The sequence below is a fragment of the Corynebacterium sp. HMSC059E07 genome, assembly GCF_001814395.1.
Classification (GTDB): Bacteria; Actinomycetota; Actinomycetes; order Mycobacteriales; family Mycobacteriaceae; genus Corynebacterium; species Corynebacterium hesseae.
Genome location: NZ_KV816303.1, coordinates 5,772 through 22,275 on the forward strand (window position 1 = coordinate 5,772; position 16,504 = coordinate 22,275).

Sequence of the window (16,504 nt, forward strand, 5' to 3'; positions counted from 1 at the left end):
GGCGAACACCAAGCTGGGTGCAGTGGTCCCTAAAGGCTTGTGAGGTGTACACACTGCCGTGATCGGAATGGAATACAGCCCCGTCAAGACTGCCACGCACACCGTGCGCGTGGGCTAGTGCATCGACGACCAGTGACACTCGCATGTGGTCTGCGATCGCATAACCTGCAAGTTTCCGTGAATACGTGTCAATGACTGTGGCCAAATACATGTTCTTGCCACCCTTACAGGGCGGGTAGGTAATGTCGCCAAGATAAACGCGGTTCGGCTCGTTGGCTGTGAATGTACGGCCTACTAAGTCCGGCATGACACGGTGGCCAGGCTTGCGCCTGGTAGTGACACATCGGCGGCGCTTGGTAAAGCCTTTAAGTCCCATGGATTTCATGATGCGTGCGACCTTCTTGTGATTGGTCGGAGGAAAGTCCGTATCGTCGTTAAGGCTTGCAGCGATGCGTTTAGCACCATAAAGCCCGTGCTCATCATCGAAGATGGTTGTAATTCTCGCACCAATAAGGGCATCGGAACACATCTTTAACCTGCGCTTTTCACGGGTTTGGACCCATTTATAGAACGAGGAGCGATTGAGCTTTAAAACGTGGCACATCCGCTTGACCGAGTATTCGGTTCGATGGTCATAGACAAACTGGAAGCGGATCACCAGCGTGTCTCTTCGGCAAAATATTTAGCAGCTTTACGTAGAATATCGCGTTCTTCGCGCAGCTTCGCGTTTTCTTTTTCCAGCTGGCGGATTCGCTCAGAATCAGTCGCCGCTTGGGCTTTATCATGCACGGCTCTAATGCGGGCACGCTTTCCGGTGCCGTACTTGGTGACCCAAGAATGCAGCGAGGCACGGTTGATACCGAGCTCTGCTGATGCTGCGTTCAGCGAGAGGTCCTCATTGTTTTCATAGAGGGCCACAGCATCGCGTTTGAACTGTTCGGAGTACCTGGACATGGTGGTAGATTACCTTTCTTCCCAGCCCGACTGGGCTGGAATGAAAGGTGTCCACCAAAAAGGGGTCAGGCCCAATCACCACGCGCTCGCCTTCAGCAATGGGGTAGTGAAGAAGGTAGTGGATTCAGCGGAGTGCCCCTCACCCTCCGTCGGAAGAAGAGTGGTGGAGAAGGCTTCCACGTCACGGTCTACCTTGGCCGGAGAACCCTTGGTTTCGCCGCCTTCGATTTCCTTGAGGTCTGATTCGTAGGCGTTGAAGGCGCGCGGTGCTGCGCGGCTAAGCTCCTTGGCCAAGCTATCGGCGTCGGAGGCGTCGGCATAGGTGCCGCCGGTGGCGTCGGCAATGCACTGGAGTTCCTGCTGAGCTTCAGGTTCCACGTTGAAGCCGACGGTGTTGATGACCAGGTCGATACCCTGTTCCTTGAGTTCCTTCGCCACATCGCAGACCGGTGGCGGGGTACATGTCGCAACGCCATCCGAGACCAAGATGATGCTGCGCTGGCCTTCCTTTGGAAGCTCAGCCGCGGCCTTGCGCAGAGATTCACCGATGGGCGTAAAGCCGCGCGGTTGGAGGCCATCCATGTGGCCAATCATCTTCTCAGAATTGCCGGCCTCGGGTGGCGTTACCACGGTGATGTCCTGGCAACCGGCAGCTTCATCTTCAGGAGCCTCGCCGGTGTTCCCACCGTAGGTGACAAGTCCCAGAGGGGCGTCGTCCCCGGCTTCGGTGATGAAGGTGCGGGCGGCATCTTTGGCGGCGTCGATGCGGGTCTGGCCGCCGGCATCGTTGGTGATCATGGAACCGGAGGAATCGAAGACCACCATGGTCGGGGCCATGTCACTAGAAGCAGTGGGGGAGCTCGGCACGGAGCTACTAGTGGAGGTTGAGCGTGAATCTTCGGCGGTGGCGGTGAGGGGAAAGAGAACGCTTACGACGGAGAGAGCGACTGCTGCGAGGAAAAGAATCGCCGTGAGCAATGGTTTTGGTATGAAACGTGACTTTGTGTGCATGTGAGTTAAATTACACACAGGAGGCGATCTGCGCTTGGGAACGGGAAATACAGGGGGATTAACCCCCGTGCATTCCGTTTCCGTTTGCGTGTTTTAGGGGGCCTTAGAACAACCGGGTATACATCCGGTAAAGCGAGTCGAGCATGCTCTGAATGTTGTTGCGGACCGGGCTGTTCGGGTCCAGCGCCGCCACACCGCCGGCGACAATCAGCGCGCTGATGGCCCCCAACAGGAAGCCAATCATGCCGCCGCGAGAGGACGAGCACGAATCATCCGAGGACCCATCGGAGGAGCCTGCCGAGCTTGCCGACGCCCCCGCAGAGCCCTCGTCACAGTTCTCATCCGGCTTGGCTGGCTCACCTGGCTTGGCTGGCTTGGAGGGATCCGAAGGCTCGGAGGGCTCGGCAGTTTTGGTAGTGGTAATGGTCGTCGGCACCTTGGTGGTGATGGTCTTTTCCTCAGTGGTGGGCACCATCGAGGTCACTGTCTTGGTGGTCTTCTCCGCTGGGAGCGTGGTGGTCACCGTGGTGGGGACCTCTTTGGTTTCCGTGGTGGTCACGGTGGTCGGTACCTCCGTGGTGACGACCTCAGTTGTGGTCGCCGGTGCCGGGGTCGTCGGCTTCTCTTCGCGCGGGTCCGCAATGGCGTGGTCGTTGTTCTTCAGCGTGACCTTGTCCACCAAGTTCGGGTTGTTGGCGTTGTAGGTGCGGAAGGTGAGCTCATCACCGGTCACATCGACGACCATGTAGTCCTCGTCGTAGTCCTGGCGCCAGATCGCCGTGGACTCGTGCGGCAGAGCAGGGTCCATGTTTTCCATGCGGGCATTGGGGTACTTCTTCCCGTCCTCACCCTGGAAGTCATAGAACTTGCCGCCGCCCGCCGAGGTGGTGGTGATGTAGAGGACCTCACCGTCATTGGGGGCGAGGACGTCGCCACGCTTCGCAGGAGCCTTCACCGGCTCAAGGCCGTTCATGAGATGGGTACGGGTGTAGATGTGATCGTGGCCGCTGAGTACGGCATCGACGTCCAGTTCGGACATGACCGGAGCGAGCTTTTCACGGAGCTTGGTTACATCGCCATCGGTGTAGTGGGTGCCTTGAGAGAAGAAGGCGTGGTGCATGCCCACGATGATCCAGTCATTGAAAGCTCCGCGGTTTTCAATGGTCTTACGCATGAACTCCGCATGGCGCTCAATGTCCGCGTCACTGCTGGCGTTGGTGTCGAGCCCAAGGAAGAGAACGTTGTTGCGCTCAAAGTAGAAATCCCGCAGGTCTGGCTCCTGATTCGGGTTGATGAAGTGCTCATCGTAGTGCTTCATTGCCAGGTCTGACGGGTACGTCTCGTGATTGCCCGGCAGTGCGTTGGTGGGAATGTTTCGAATCTCCGGTGAGGAGAAGTAGCCGTCGTACTGCGCGATCGTCGCGCCCCAGCCCTCAACCTGGTCACCGAGGGACCAGATCATGCTGGCTTGAGGGGCGTCGGCAACCGCGTTGCCGATGGTCTTGTTCCACTGCTCGGTCTGACCCTTGATGTCGGCATCGACTCCAATCTGCGCGTCAGAAACCGTGACGAAGCTCCAGTCCTGGCCAAAGCTGCCGGTGTTAAAGGTTTCAGGCTCGGACCAGCCGCCCTCTTCGGAGCCGACGCGGTAGGTGTACTCGGTGTTTTCCTTTAGACCCGTAGCGGTGGCGTAGTTGGACACGTATGCAATAGCGCCACCGTCCTTTTCCTCGGCTTCAAAGGTCTGGGCGCCGTCTGGGCCGGTGACCTCGAGGACTTCCTTGTCTGCCGGGCCCTGGGTGCGCCACGAGACAATGACGGAGCTTTCCTTGCTTCCCGGTTGGAGCACCATCCGGGAAATGGGGCTAGTTTGAGCGGTAGCCAGAACGGGAACGCTTACCTGTGAGGTGAAGACAAGAGCGGCCGCGGTCATGGTGGCTACGCCAGCGGAGGCGGGAGAAAAACTAAAACGCTTCATTATTGCTTTGTGTGCCTTTTGCGATGAATATCGGAAGTTGAGTGTGAGAGTGTTTCTCTGCTGAGAAAACAGAGAAACAGACATGACCTAGTCACAGAAACATCTCAAGGTGAACCTCCGGTTAAGCAGAATAGAAATCTGTGGAACATGCCCCCGGTATAGGGGATATCACGCGCTGTTTCGCGTTGAAATAGCAGTTTTGGTGAGCTTATGTTTAGCCCCATGTCCCACGAATTCGGGTCCACAGATACCCCAGACTCTTCAGAATCTTTAAGAAACTCTCGCGCTATCCGCTTTAATCGACGCACCGCGCTGCGTTGGGGCGCCGTTGGTGCATCCACCGCGGCCGCTGGCTATGGGCTGTCGGCAGCAACTGCCCAGCACGGCACCCCGCGCCAGACCCCGTTGGAAGCGTATAACCAGTACACCGGCGCCCAGCTGCCTTTCCTCCACGGCGTTGCGTCCGGCGATCCGCTGCCCACCTCGGTGGTGCTGTGGACCCGCGTCACCCCGGACCGGGATGCCCTGCCTGGTTCTGGCATGGGAGACGACGTTCACGTGGCATGGGAGATTGCTACAGATGAGGCGATGGCTTCCGTGGTGGCACACGGTCAAGAGGTTGCCTCCGCGGAGCACGACCATACCGTTCACGTAGATCCCTTTGGCCTGAACCCGGACACCGTGTACTACTACCGCTTCCAGGTGACCTCGGGTGAGCATAGCGGGGCGTATTCGCCCGTGGGCAGGACGAAAACTGCGCCAGCTGTCGACGCCCAGGTAGACAACCTGAAATTCGCCGTGGCCTCGTGCGCCAACTACGAATCGGGCTTCTTTAACGCCTACAAGGACATGGCGGAGCGTGGACGCTCCGGGGAGCTTGACTTCGTGGTCTTCCTTGGGGATTACATCTACGAATATCCCACGGGGGAGTACGTGGGCAAGAGTGGTGTGGCACGTGAGCACCACCCCGTGTGGGAGATCGTCACGCTGGAGGATTACCGCATCCGCTACGGCCGCTACCGCACCGACGAGCACCTGCAGGCTGCGCATGCTGCGGCCCCGTGGGTCGTGGTGTGGGATGACCACGAGACAGCCAACAACTCCTGGCGCGAGGGCGCCGAAAACCACACACCTGGGTTTGCAGAGGGCGAGTGGTCCCGCCGTTGGAACGACGCCTTGCAGGCCTATTACGAATGGATGCCGCTGCGCCAAAAGCAGCTGAGCGAGGGCGGTAAGCTTTACCGCAACCTGCGCTTCGGCTCCCTCATGGAGCTCACCATGATGGACTTGCGTACCTACCGCGATCAGGAAACCACCGCTGCTAACTTCGGGGACCCGAATCGAACCATCGTGGGTAACGAACAGCTGCAGTGGCTGCGGGACACTATTTCGATGTCAGACGCCACGTGGATGGTGATGGGCAACTCGGTGATGATGGCTCCCATGCGCCTGCTGACCATCCCAGGTAATGATGCCGCCAATGAGGGCTTGCGCTTTGTCAAGGGCAATACTTCTGGCTTCGCCGTGAATTCGGATCAATGGGATGGATACGCCGCCGACCGTGACCGTGTACTCGAGGCTCTTGATGCTCGCGAGGGCAACTCCTTCTTCATTACCGGTGATATTCACTCGGAATGGGCCAACGACATCTACCTGCACGACAAGCGCGTGGCCTGTGAGCTGGTGACTACCTCAATTACGGCGCCCAACGTCGACGAAATCCTCACCACCTACACAGGCACCTACCATGGGGAGGACAACTCGACTTCGTTGCTCATTGAGGACGCAATCAAGGACGCCAATCCGTGGGTAAAGCACTTGGACTATGACTCCCACGGCTATGCCGTCGCGCACCTCTTTGCCGATCACGTGGACATGCACTACTACCGTGTTTCTGATGTTGAAGCTGAAGATGCTTCGGTAGCACTGGCGGTGAGCAAGACCTGGAATCCTAAGGACGGATTCACCACCTAGCCACCATCCGCCGGCGGGCGCTGCGGGGGATCAGCCCAGCGCCCTGAGGTAAAAGAAGCGAATCAGCGCGCGCCGGGGAATATCGAGCAACGAGCGCAGGAAGGGGAGGTGAGCGGGTTGGGAGGAGGCGTCGACAAGCAGCAGCGTGCGCCCATCCCGTAGGCGCTCCAGGGTAAAGGTCTCCTCGCCGCGCTCAATATGGCCGGGAAGGGTGCCGTAGGTAAAGCCACACCGGCCCTCCTCGCGGAAGACATCCACGACCCGGCAGCGAAACTCCCACGGCCCCAGCCCGAGGCTGACCTCAGCGCCTTCCTCCACCGTGGCGTGGCTGGGCCGTACCCGGAAGAGACCGCTACGCTGCAGGCCCCAGCGGAAGAGTTTGTCCGCGGCGTCATCGAATTCAGCGTCGATGACGCGGGACATGTGCAGCTGCGGGAAGCCCTCGGTGGAGGAGTACGACAGTGGCTCAGGCATGGTGTTCAGCCTAGTCAAACCGCCCTTAGATGTTGCTTGAGAATAGTAAAATAGGGTGTATGCAGGAGAAACGACAACGCCTCATCGTTCCCGACTTAGCGCGCGGCACGGCGCTGTTGGGAATTGCCATGGCGAACGCCGTGCAGAGTTGGGTTGTGAACGACTGGTCCTTGGGGCCGAGCTCCACCGTGGGCGGTGTGCGTTCCGATAACCCCCTCGACATCGTGGCCGCAGTGTTTACCGGCATGTTTGTGCGTGTGCGCGGCCTGCCGATGTTCTGCATGCTGTTGGGATTCGGCATTGGTCTCATTGCTGCGAGCCTGCAGCGTAAGGGCTACACCATTAAAGAATCGCGGCGCGTACTCATCCGCCGCTACGGCCTGCTGGCAGTTTTTGGTCTGGCGCATGGCTTCGCGCTTTTCGACGGTGACATCATGCTGGTCTATGGCCTCATCGGCATCGCTTTGGCTTGGTGCTTTACGCTTTCGACGCGCACGCTGCGGCGCATTGCCTACTGGTTCTTTGGCGGCTATGCGGTTTTCGCCGGTTCGGGCGCGGTGGGAGCCTATTTTGGCTACTTCAATCCTCTGCCCAACTCGCGTCCGATGACCGCTGATCTTGTCACATTCGGTGACTATTTCGCCCGCAACCTGCGCGGTGAGGTTGCTGCTCTGGGGCAGATCCCCATCACATTTGTGGGGCTGGTAGGCGTTTTACTCATCGGATATATCTGGGCGCGGGAGGGCGTGCTTGCAAACGTTTCTGCGCACCGCCGAACCTTGGTCACCTGGGTTGTTATTGCAGGTATGGTCATTGTCTTTGTTGGTCTTCCGTGGGGGCTTGCGGCCGCTGGCGTTGTGTCAACCGAATTGGAACCGGTGTTCTTGATGCTGAACCAAGCTTTTGGCTTTCTTACGGGTCCTGGCATTCTGGCGGTTTTGGCACTGCTCACGGAGAAACTCAACAATCGCGTTCCTGGGTGGGCCTTTGCTTTCGTGGCGTTGGGCAAGCGCTCTATGTCGGGCTACATTGCGCAATCGGTTTTGTTTATTGTTCTTGTCACCCCAGCCGGCTTCGGACTAGGTGCGGATGCTTCGGTGAGCGGCAAGCTTGGAATCGGTCTGCTGGTCTTTGTCCTTACGCTGCTGCTCGCTGCTCTGCTTGAGGCTTGGGGCAAACCTGGCCCGTTCGAGTGGGCGCATCGCCGGCTGGCGTACGGCCCAACGTGTCGTATTGAGCCTAAGTCGGCTCTCGGGTCGGCCTGATGTTGGTCTAAGCGGCTGCTTCCTCACACAGGAGCCAACTGCAGAGCTCCTTTTGGGCGCGGTCGACGCCTCCGGAGTAGCTTTCCTCGAGCTCCAGCTTGACGCCATCAAAAATGCGCTCTGAGATGAGTTCCGCGCGCTCTCTGCTCAGCTTCCCCTGCAGCTCATCGAGGGGCACCTTGAGCTCCGTATACGGGCTCGGACGAAAGTACCATGACCGCATGTCGTCGGCGTAGACGACGATAATCGTCTTCGTCATCTGCGATTCCAGCACAACATTTCCAAATACCAGTGACGTCAGCGTCTTCGATTCCATGGCCGCGATTGTAGGCCTGTGTAATGGAATATACGAGGCTTCATTTTTGGAGGCGTTCCGATATATTTTGTCAACCTCGCGGGTGTCTTAATCGGGGTTGATGTTTCAGCCGGGGCCGTTTGGACGTGTTGTTGTCGGACATGGCTTCAGCTCTGCAGGCATTGCCGCTGAGCAGTAATGGGAAGCTGGATCGTCGTGCCCTCCCCGATCCAAATTAAGTTAAAAAGTCTCGGATTACCCTTGTTAGCCTACCCTGGGTGATGGTAGCCTTACCTAACCTTGTTCGTTTAGTGAAATGGAAACCCATTCAGGATGAAGAACTCAATCGTTGTCCGTGCGCTCAGTCTCGCCGTGCTCTCCACTACCCTGATGTTGGGAGCCTGCAGCTCCGATACAGATGGCAAGGCGGAAAATACTTCCTCAGGCGCAAACTCCGCAGCGAATTCCGGTGATAATGCCTCCGAAGTCACCATCAAGCACGCCAGGGGGGAAGACACATACCCCGTAAACCCCGAGCGCGTCGTTGCCATTGGTCCAGCCATCGACAACCTGCTGGCTATGGGCATCAAGCCCTCCGCCGTGGTGGTGTCTGCTAAGGACATGAATGCCCCGTGGCGCGACGGCAAGTTGGACGGCGTGGAGATTATCAAGCAGACCGATTTCAAGACTCTGCCGAAGGAAGAGATCGCTGCCGCTGCTCCGGATTTCATCGTCGGGGACTACTGGACGATCTCCGAGGATAACTACACACAGCTCTCCGAGATCGCGCCCACTCTGGGTGGTATTGGCACCGAGGGTGAGGGGATCGGCTGGAAGTCGCAGCTGAAGGAGCTCGGCAAGATCTTCAACAAGGAAGATAAAGCTCAAGAAGTCATCGACCAGGATGAGAAGGTCTTCACCGATGCGAAGTCCGAGCTGCCGAATATCGAGGGTAAGACCGGTGTGGTCTCCCAGTTCGCTCAGGGATCCTTTGGAGCTGTGGCCGACCCGAAGGACCCAGGAGCCTCTTTCATCTACGACCTGGGTATGAAATTCCCGGAACCTCTGACCGACGGCTCTATTGAGGTAAAGCAGGGGCGCGTGACTCTGTCGCCAGAAAACGTCTCCGCCCTGGCTGCGGACTTCATGGTGATCTATAACCGCACCGGTGACATCGCGGAGGTGGAGAAGATCCCGGGCTACTCAGACCTGCCGCAGGTCAAGTCCGGCGCCACCCTGGCGGGTAACGAGGCTGTGGTTGCCGGCCTGAACACGCCGACCTCCCTGTCCCGTGCATGGGTATTGGAGCAGGTCAAGCCTACCTTGAAAAAGCTCTCTTAGTCTCTTTTTCTCCAGCACCCCTCGCGAGTGTGTCGCCCGGTGTGGCAGCGTGGGGTGTTTTCTTATGCCCTTTCTTGTTCGCTCACTCGCCTCCCCGCTGCCGCCCGCCGACCCGCAAGGAACTTTGCTTGTCTTCTGCGCAGTGGGATCCGGCTGCTGCGTGGAGGCGCCGTCCGGGGGCGTATCCGGTGCGGGTGAGCGAACTTGAACTTACGCATGCGCAGCTGATGAAAGTCGATGGCTGGAAGAACGTTTTCAGCAGTGGGCACCGCGGTGCTGGACAAGAGTTCGGCTGACCGGCCAGCACCCGAGGCGAGAGGCATCGACCCTGCGCATGCCGACCAACCGCATGCCGATCCACCGCACTGACCCGCTACACACCGTCCCAATCCACTAAACCAACCCACATACTGACCCTACGCACACCGACTCACCGCACACCGCCAACCCAGAAACGAGAAAGGAATGACCATGGCGAGGAATAGCCGAGACAGGGAAATCTACCCCATTACGATCCGCGAACTGCAGGTCGATGACATCGAGGACATCACACCAGGGATGCGTCGCATTACTCTGACGGGCGAACAACTACGCGCCCATAGTGCGTTCGGCGTAGACGCACCACCGCTAGTCAGCGATGGTTTCGACGACGATATCCGCATCATCTTCCCAGACCCGGCCACCGGGGAGCGCCCTCACCCCATCACACGGGAGGACGCGACGGTGCTATGGCAAGAGGAAGTCAAAGATCTGTTTCGGACATATACCGTCCGTTCATTCGACGCCTCCCAGGGCCGTCTCGTCGTAGACTTCGCGCGGCATGGCCAAGGCCTGGCCGAGGACTGGTCCGCACGAGCTCGACCGGGAGATCCCCTGTATATCGCAGGGCCGAAGTCTTGCGCAGCGCTGCCCACCCACACTCCGTGGCTACTGATGGTGGGCGACGAGACGGCGCTGCCGGCGATTGCTCGCTGTATAGAGTCTTTGCCCGCCGGGTATAGGGCAGTGGCGATTATTGAGGTAGCCACGCGGGCACATGTCCAGCGACTGGAGTTCGAAGCACAGGTGGACATTCACTGGCAGGTGCGAGACGAGGGCGGGGACTTCGTGGCGAAAGCTACCGAGTTGTACGGAGAACACCCAGAGTGGGCGGCCGAGCCCGCTGCGATGCCCTATGTATGGGCTGCGGGAGAGGCCGGGCGATTGAAGGCGATCCGACGCTGGGTTCGAGCTCTGGGGATTCCGCGGGAAAACGTGGAGATTACGGGGTACTGGCGCGCAATGGCACCGGCGCAATCGGAAGCAGGGGCGACGGCTACGCAGGCTGAGAGTGCGGGGCAGGTTACGGGCACTCCGTTGCAGGGCGACAGTGAGGGGGCGGAGACAGGGGCTGTGACGAGCTACCGTAATGCGCTGGTTGAGCTGCATGAACTCACCGAAATGGGGTCGGCGATTCTTGTGCGCCAAGCCGTAGGGATGGGGATTTTCGGCCTGATTGATGAGGGCGCGGATCGAGTGGATCAACTGGCCGAAGCAACTGGCGTGCAGCAGGAGCTGGCTCTCCGGATTGCGCGTTACCTGGAGGCAGTGGGGTTAGTGACGTTGTCGGCGGATGTAGCACTGGATAGCTCATCGGAGGATGTGGCGGACCAACGGGCGGTTCGAATCGGCCTCACTGCGCTGGGCAGCGAGTTGGCAAACCCGGATTCTCCAGTAAGGGATTGGATTACCGGGCCGGCGGCCGCCAAGACCGCAGCACTTGGCCGGCTAGGGCAGGCACTGCAGAATCCGGCTGATACCGGCGAGCACCGCTGGGACTACATTGTGCAAACCCAGCCACAACTGGCCGTGGAGGAACACGAACAGGCGGCCTCCAGTGCTCAGTGGTCGGCCCCGGCCGCAGCGGAGATTCTGAGCAGCAAGCTACTAGCGCGACAGGATGCTGGCTCGCTTCGATGCGCGGTGGGAGGTCCGGCCGCGGCGGTGTATGCGGATGAGATTCTACGTAAGATACCGCAGGCAAACGCCGTGGTGTTGGGGTCGTTTTCGGAGGCAGAGGATGACGCAAGGATCTCAGTAGGCGCAGCAACTGCAGCGATGACGGAGCCTGGGGCCAGCGCAGAGGAGGTTATGCTGCGCGATATTGCTCCACGCCGCCGGGATCGTGCTCGCTATAGTGCACTGCACGCTCCAACGGTTGGGCGTAGCGGTGGGGATGCGCGCCGGGCGGATTGGGCTGGCACAGTGGCTACTTTGTGCGAGCAGGTAGATGCTGTGGTGCTGGTTGATCCGTGGCGACGTTGGCCAACTATAGAGTTGCAGCAGCTGGTAGCTGCCGTACTACGTTCTGGGGCGCAGCTGTTCCTGGTGACCCCAGTGTTGCAGGAAAGTGGGGCCGAGGATCATGACTACCAGGAAGATTTATCACGCCTCGTTCTGTATGGATCGCAGCTGCCCACGGCCCGTGTGATTGCGAAGCACCTGGCTGCCGTGGGTGCGGTAGTGCGTTCGAAGCAGCCGGTGGGGTGGAGTGCCCAGCTGTTCGAGGTGGGGAGGGGAGGTAGGTAACTGCCGGTGGTCGGGCGAAGCGTGTGGAGGAGCGGCGGACGTTCGGTGGTTTGCTAAACCGTTTCTAAAGTGCCCCCTGTCGGCCGGGATCCCCCCTTCCGCTGGGAGCCTTCCTATCGGCTGGGGTCCCACCCCTTCGGCTGGGAGCGCCTGTCGGCTGGCCCCTAGCGGCTGAGCTGCCTCCATATCGGCAGCCACACACCCCCCCGAAATAATTAACTTAGCCTATCCTTTATCTAGTTAGGCTGCCCCATGCGGGGTAGACGCGGTAGACGTGATTGACGCGCGCTCGAGGATCGATCAACACCCCGTGCGTCCGATGGCCTTCACCGCACCCCAATGAGCTCCCTACACGTTAGGCTTTTATATGTTTCGAAACAATTCGCTGACCCGTCGCGCGGCAATGAAGACGGCCGCTGTCTTAGCAGCATCCACTCTCGTCCTTTCCGGTTGCTCCCGAGGCGAGGATTCCTCGGCGTCAAATATTGAGGGCAATGAGAACGAGCGCATCGCCGCAGTTGGCCTAGGAGACAGCGATACCTTGCTCGCGCTAGGTATCCAGCCTGTTTGGCAGCAACACGCACATCGGGAAAACGTTGTCATCAACTCGGGCGCGCGTTTCCAGGATCAAGGTGGCATCCACAAAGGGGAGCATGCGGTCGTGGCCGCGGGCACGGTGGTGACCAAGGACGTCGCGCTGCGCACTATTGCGGGCGGGGTGTCGGCCCGTTACTTGCGCGACATCGAGGGCTAATCCGCGCGGGCAGAGGACGTTGCCGCCGAGCGCATGGTACCCGCCTCCAGGTCATCCTCGTTGAAGAAGTCGAGGACGCCGTCCTCGAAGACGTAGGCGCCGTCGGGGAAGTAGAGGGTCAGAGTGCCGTCTTTGAGCTCCGCCTGGATGGGGTGACCCAAGGTGCCGGCCTCGTAAGTGCCGTCGCCGACCTTTTCAAATTTCTTGTCGGACAGGAAGTCTTTGGAGTCGTCTCTGAAGGTGGCGAGGTCGACTTCCGTTTCGCCATGGGTTTTGAGGAAGTAGTTGCTTGGTCCGTTCATGGCTTCCGCGGGGGAAAACTCACCGTCGAGGAAGTCGCATTCACTTTCGCTGATGGAGAAGCGGCAGCGGACGGGGCCGCTATTGGTGTCGAATTCGTAGAACTCGTCGAGGTCGGCCGGATCGACGGCGTCGTTCAGATGGGTGAGGTCGATTCCGATGTGGTGTTTGTCTTCTGCGTTGAGCTCGGTCTTGAGTGCTCCGAAGTCCATCGCGGTAAATGTCACGCTCACTGGCTTGCCTGCCTCATGTGCGGGAGTATCGCCCGTAGTGAAACTTACGGAGTGGCTGCCAATGGTGAAGTCGAAGCCGTCGCCGGAGAAGTACCCATTGCTGTCATTGAGCGGGTGGCCCCAGTTGAAAACGATGGAGAAGACCACTTGTTCGCCCTCGTAGTTGCCGGAGGCAATGATGTAGCTCAGGGGCTCGCACGCATCGAAAGAATCTTGGGTGACTTTGAAGTCTTTGAGAGGTGCTCCGCGTTCAGGCTCCTCCGTCAACAGGAAATGAACGATGGCCGTTGGTGCTTCGCCTTTGTCAACGAATTCGCCGACTCCGGAGTCGGCGACTCCGGCGTTCGGGTCGCAGCTTTCTTCGGCCAAGGATACGGGCCAGTTGCGTGTCGATGCCGCCCTGCTCGACGTAGCTGGGCTGGTGCTGCTGCGAGTCGCGCGTGAGGAAGTGCTCGAGGTCGCTGGTGGGTTGGAGGCAGACTCGGTCGCCGCGCTCAAGTCAGGTGCCACTGCGGATTCCGACGGGGCTGCCTCGCGCCGAGTGTCGGGGAGGGAGCAGGACGCAACGAGCGCGGCTGCTGATGCCGCCGCTACTGCGGCACGCGCGGTGCGTTGGGGCAGGAGGACAGGGAGAGTGGTCATGGTGTATGTCCTTCGTCCGAGGGGCGAACTCGTGGCCGAGACTAACGAAGCGCGAAGCCGAGTCCTATCACCGGCTGGAAATTGTTAGGAGATCGAAATGATTTACGGGGAGAGCTGAGTGATGGGCTGGACAGACAAGATGTCGACCTCGCCCGCGCAGGCCTGCAGGCCCGGCACTGCGACATAGAGGCTGTCGGTGTTTTCGGGCGGATAGATCCGCAGGCCATCGGCGTCCTGCGGTTGGCAGGCCGCCGCGTCGAGCAATCCCACGTTGGTGATCTTGAGCCCCGTGCGGGCCTGGGCCCCTGGCGCCAGCGTCACGGTGGCAGCTTCGGTGCCGGTCTCACGCAGCGCGGCGGGGCCTAGTTGAGTGCCGTCGTTGCTGGTGACGGCGGAGACGCCGGGGAAGCCCGTGAGGGTGCACTCCTCGTCAGAGGTATTGGTCAGCACGATGTCGACGAGTCGGGAGCCAGCGGCTCCCTGTTCGTTGGTGATCTCGGTGGAGAGCTGGGAGGTGGCGCAGGCGCCCTCGGGCAAGGGCGGGATAGTGGAGGATGCTGGGGCTGGTGCGGTGCCGGACGCGCCGGGAGCGGCCCCGGAAGCAACGTCGTCGGCCGTGGCGGTATCGGCGGCGTCAGCACCGCCAGTACCGCCAGCACCGACAGTGCCGTCGGCGGCATCGTCACCCGCAGGGGCGTCGGCCGAGTGAACGACGGTGGTCGTGACTGCCGACGGTGCCGCAGAGTCCTCCTCGCTGGCGGAACACGCGGCGAGTGGCAGCAGCAGGCTGAGGGACAGGAGTGCGCGCAGATTCTTCATACCCACAGGGTAGTTTCACAGCACGACGGGGACTAGAGATTACTGGTCACGAGTCTGTTAAGTCTTTGCTAGCAATGAGCAACGATTCGCAGAATGTGTCACACAGTGTGCAGTAGCCGTCCTGTGACTGAAAGCGTGAACATGATGAACTCCCGCTGCCTTTCCCATGATCGAAAAACGCAGGGAACGACGGGGCTTATGGGCGCTCCGGCACGATGAGCGGCCCGCCGGTGACGGGGTCCTCGATGACGCGGGAGTCCAGTCCGAAGACGTCGCGCAGGGCCTGCGGCGTGATGGTGGACTCGGGCGAGCCCAGGGCCGTGACGGAGCCGTCCTTCATGAGGACGAGGTTGTCCGAGTAGCGGGCGGCTAGGTTGAGATCGTGGAGCACCATGACGATGGTCTTGCCCTGTTCCTTATTGAGCGTGGAGACGAGCTCGAGGACGTCGATGGAGTGCGCCAGGTCCAGGTAGGTGGTGGGCTCGTCGAGGAAGACGATGTCGGTGTCCTGAGCCAGGACCATGGCTATCCACACGCGCTGGCGCTGGCCGCCGGACAGGGAGTCCACGGGGCGGTCGCGCAGCTGAAAGACGTTGGTGAGCGCCATGGCCTCGTCCACGGCGGCGGAGTGGGAGGCGGACCACTGCTGCAGCCAGGACTGGTGCGGGTGCCTGCCGCGGGCCACGAGGTCTGCGACGGTGACGCCGGCAGGGGTGATGGGGGACTGGGGGAGCATCGACAAGCGCGTGGCTAGCTCCCGGGAGGAGTAGTCACCCAGCTTCTTCCCGTCGAGGGTGACGGAGCCCGCCGACAGTGGGAGCAAGTGGGACAGGCCGCGCAGGAGGGTCGACTTGCCGCAGCCGTTGGCGCCGATGAGCGTGGTGACCTGGCCGTCGGGGATGTCGAGTGTGACGTCGCGGCTGATGACGGTATCGCCATAACCGACGGAGACGGAGTGCGCGGAAAGTCGAGCGTTCATTACCTGATGTTGTCCTTCAGACCCTGGAGGATGATGGTGGCCGAGAGCAGGGACGCGTTCATGTACCAGGACTCGTAGTCCACGGACACGGCCTGGTTGGCCTGCACTGCCTTGAGAGAGTGCCATGTGGCGGCCTGCGAGGGGTCGGCGGCGCCGGCGTTGACGCCGTAGAAGATCCAGTCGGCGTCGGCCTCGGAGAGCTGCTCGGCGGAGATGTCCTGGCCAGCCTTCTCAATCTGCTTTTGGTTGGCGGGGCGGGGCAGGCCGGCATCGGCGGCCACGGAGCCCGCCATGGAGTTGACCCCGTAGAGCTGGAACTGGTCTTCCTTGGAACGCAGGAAGGAGACGGTGGGCTTGGAGGATAGGCCCTCGCCCCAGGCTTTGGCGTTGGACTCGTACTCGGCCAGGAGGGGCTCGGCGGAGTCCTTCTTGCCCACGGCCTCGGCGATGGTGAGGAGGTCCTGCTTCCAGTTCTCGCCGCCGCCCTTACCGGTGACGACGGGCGCGATGGCCTTGAGCTGCTCCAGGATGGCCTCGTCCGTACGCGAGTTAGCGCAGATGAGGGTGGGCTTCAGGGAGGCGATGGTCTCCAGATCCGGGTTGGCGCGTAGGCCGCAGTCCGCGATGGAGTCCAGATCGAAGTCGGAGCCGAAGCGGTTGCGGATGTAGTCCGGGACGACGCCCAGGTTCTTGGCCTTGGCCGCGCCCACCGGGAGAATGCGCAGCATGAGGAGGTTGTCCAGCTGGCCGGTGTTGAGCGCGATCACGCGCTGGTGCTGCTCGGCGGCGCTGGACGATGCCGCGGAGGTGGCCGCCTGCTCGCTCGGCGCAGTCTCCTGTTTGGAGCAGGCCGCAGCGAAGGCGGCGACGCCGAGGCCAGCGGTGATCTTGAGGAAGTTACGTCGTTGCATGGTCGT

General features: G+C 60.5%; 14 protein-coding genes and 1 pseudogene. 6 read left to right on the forward strand and 9 right to left on the reverse strand.

Annotation, left to right across the window (positions count from 1 at the left end):
- The 3 genes and pseudogenes from HMPREF2967_RS06200 to HMPREF2967_RS06220 form a co-directional block, all read right to left on the reverse strand.
- Positions 1-954 (reverse strand): annotated as a pseudogene (locus HMPREF2967_RS06200) (IS3 family transposase); the annotation flags it as partial.
- 75 nt (positions 955-1,029) lie between these two features.
- Positions 1,030-1,965 (reverse strand): vWA domain-containing protein, encoded by a 936-nt coding sequence (locus tag HMPREF2967_RS06210; protein WP_227485945.1) that lies wholly within the window; start codon positions 1,963-1,965, stop codon positions 1,030-1,032.
- A gap of 103 nt (positions 1,966-2,068) precedes the next feature.
- A complete protein-coding gene (locus HMPREF2967_RS06220; protein WP_070530338.1) occupies positions 2,069-3,943 on the reverse strand; it encodes a purple acid phosphatase family protein in 1,875 nt (624 codons plus the stop codon).
- A 222-nt stretch (positions 3,944-4,165) separates the two neighbouring features.
- Between HMPREF2967_RS06220 and HMPREF2967_RS06225 the strand changes: the two genes are divergently transcribed.
- Entirely contained in the window at positions 4,166-5,917 is a 1,752-nt protein-coding gene (locus tag HMPREF2967_RS06225; protein ID WP_198531025.1) for an alkaline phosphatase D family protein, read from the forward strand.
- 30 nt (positions 5,918-5,947) lie between these two features.
- Here HMPREF2967_RS06225 and HMPREF2967_RS06230 read toward each other — a convergent pair whose 3' ends face one another.
- Positions 5,948-6,391, reverse strand: a complete 444-nt coding sequence (locus tag HMPREF2967_RS06230; protein WP_070685564.1) for a DUF1990 domain-containing protein — start codon at positions 6,389-6,391, stop codon at positions 5,948-5,950.
- Positions 6,392-6,450: 59 nt separating this feature from the next.
- On the opposite strand from HMPREF2967_RS06230, the gene HMPREF2967_RS06235 reads away from it, so the two are divergent.
- A complete protein-coding gene (locus HMPREF2967_RS06235) occupies positions 6,451-7,656 on the forward strand; it encodes a DUF418 domain-containing protein (protein WP_070685567.1) in 1,206 nt (401 codons plus the stop codon).
- Positions 7,657-7,663: 7 nt separating this feature from the next.
- Here HMPREF2967_RS06235 and HMPREF2967_RS06240 read toward each other — a convergent pair whose 3' ends face one another.
- Complete coding sequence (locus tag HMPREF2967_RS06240) at positions 7,664-7,972, reverse strand: hypothetical protein (RefSeq protein ID WP_046647481.1); 309 nt, start codon at positions 7,970-7,972, stop codon at positions 7,664-7,666.
- A gap of 312 nt (positions 7,973-8,284) precedes the next feature.
- On the opposite strand from HMPREF2967_RS06240, the gene HMPREF2967_RS06245 reads away from it, so the two are divergent.
- The 4 genes from HMPREF2967_RS06245 to HMPREF2967_RS06255 all read left to right on the forward strand — a co-directional run bounded on the left by HMPREF2967_RS06245 (position 8,285) and on the right by HMPREF2967_RS06255 (position 12,614).
- A complete protein-coding gene (locus HMPREF2967_RS06245) occupies positions 8,285-9,292 on the forward strand; it encodes an ABC transporter substrate-binding protein (RefSeq protein WP_010189126.1) in 1,008 nt (335 codons plus the stop codon).
- Between the two features lie 128 nt (positions 9,293-9,420).
- The gene (locus HMPREF2967_RS13095) at positions 9,421-9,588 is read left to right on the forward strand and encodes a hypothetical protein (protein WP_158014678.1); all 168 of its coding nucleotides are present in this window, start codon (positions 9,421-9,423) and stop codon (positions 9,586-9,588) included.
- Between the two features lie 175 nt (positions 9,589-9,763).
- Positions 9,764-11,860: a siderophore-interacting protein gene (locus tag HMPREF2967_RS06250; RefSeq protein ID WP_070597336.1), complete on the forward strand. Its 2,097-nt coding sequence runs from the start codon at positions 9,764-9,766 to the stop codon at positions 11,858-11,860.
- Between the two features lie 367 nt (positions 11,861-12,227).
- A complete protein-coding gene (locus HMPREF2967_RS06255) occupies positions 12,228-12,614 on the forward strand; it encodes a hypothetical protein (protein ID WP_070596556.1) in 387 nt (128 codons plus the stop codon).
- Here the strand turns inward: HMPREF2967_RS06255 and HMPREF2967_RS06260 are convergent.
- The 4 genes from HMPREF2967_RS06260 to HMPREF2967_RS06280 all read right to left on the reverse strand — a co-directional run bounded on the left by HMPREF2967_RS06260 (position 12,611) and on the right by HMPREF2967_RS06280 (position 16,498).
- A complete protein-coding gene (locus HMPREF2967_RS06260; RefSeq protein WP_232770707.1) occupies positions 12,611-13,789 on the reverse strand; it encodes a hypothetical protein in 1,179 nt (392 codons plus the stop codon). The two genes, HMPREF2967_RS06255 and HMPREF2967_RS06260, sit on opposite strands and share 4 nt — an antisense overlap.
- Positions 13,790-13,891: 102 nt before the next feature.
- Positions 13,892-14,608, reverse strand: a complete 717-nt coding sequence (locus HMPREF2967_RS06270; protein ID WP_070596553.1) for a DUF4232 domain-containing protein — start codon at positions 14,606-14,608, stop codon at positions 13,892-13,894.
- 196 nt (positions 14,609-14,804) lie between these two features.
- A complete protein-coding gene (locus HMPREF2967_RS06275; RefSeq protein WP_010189119.1) occupies positions 14,805-15,587 on the reverse strand; it encodes an ABC transporter ATP-binding protein in 783 nt (260 codons plus the stop codon).
- Complete coding sequence (locus HMPREF2967_RS06280; protein ID WP_070684175.1) at positions 15,587-16,498, reverse strand: ABC transporter substrate-binding protein; 912 nt, start codon at positions 16,496-16,498, stop codon at positions 15,587-15,589. Before HMPREF2967_RS06280 ends, HMPREF2967_RS06275 begins: the two co-directional genes overlap by 1 nt.
- Positions 16,499-16,504: the final 6 nt, after the last annotated feature.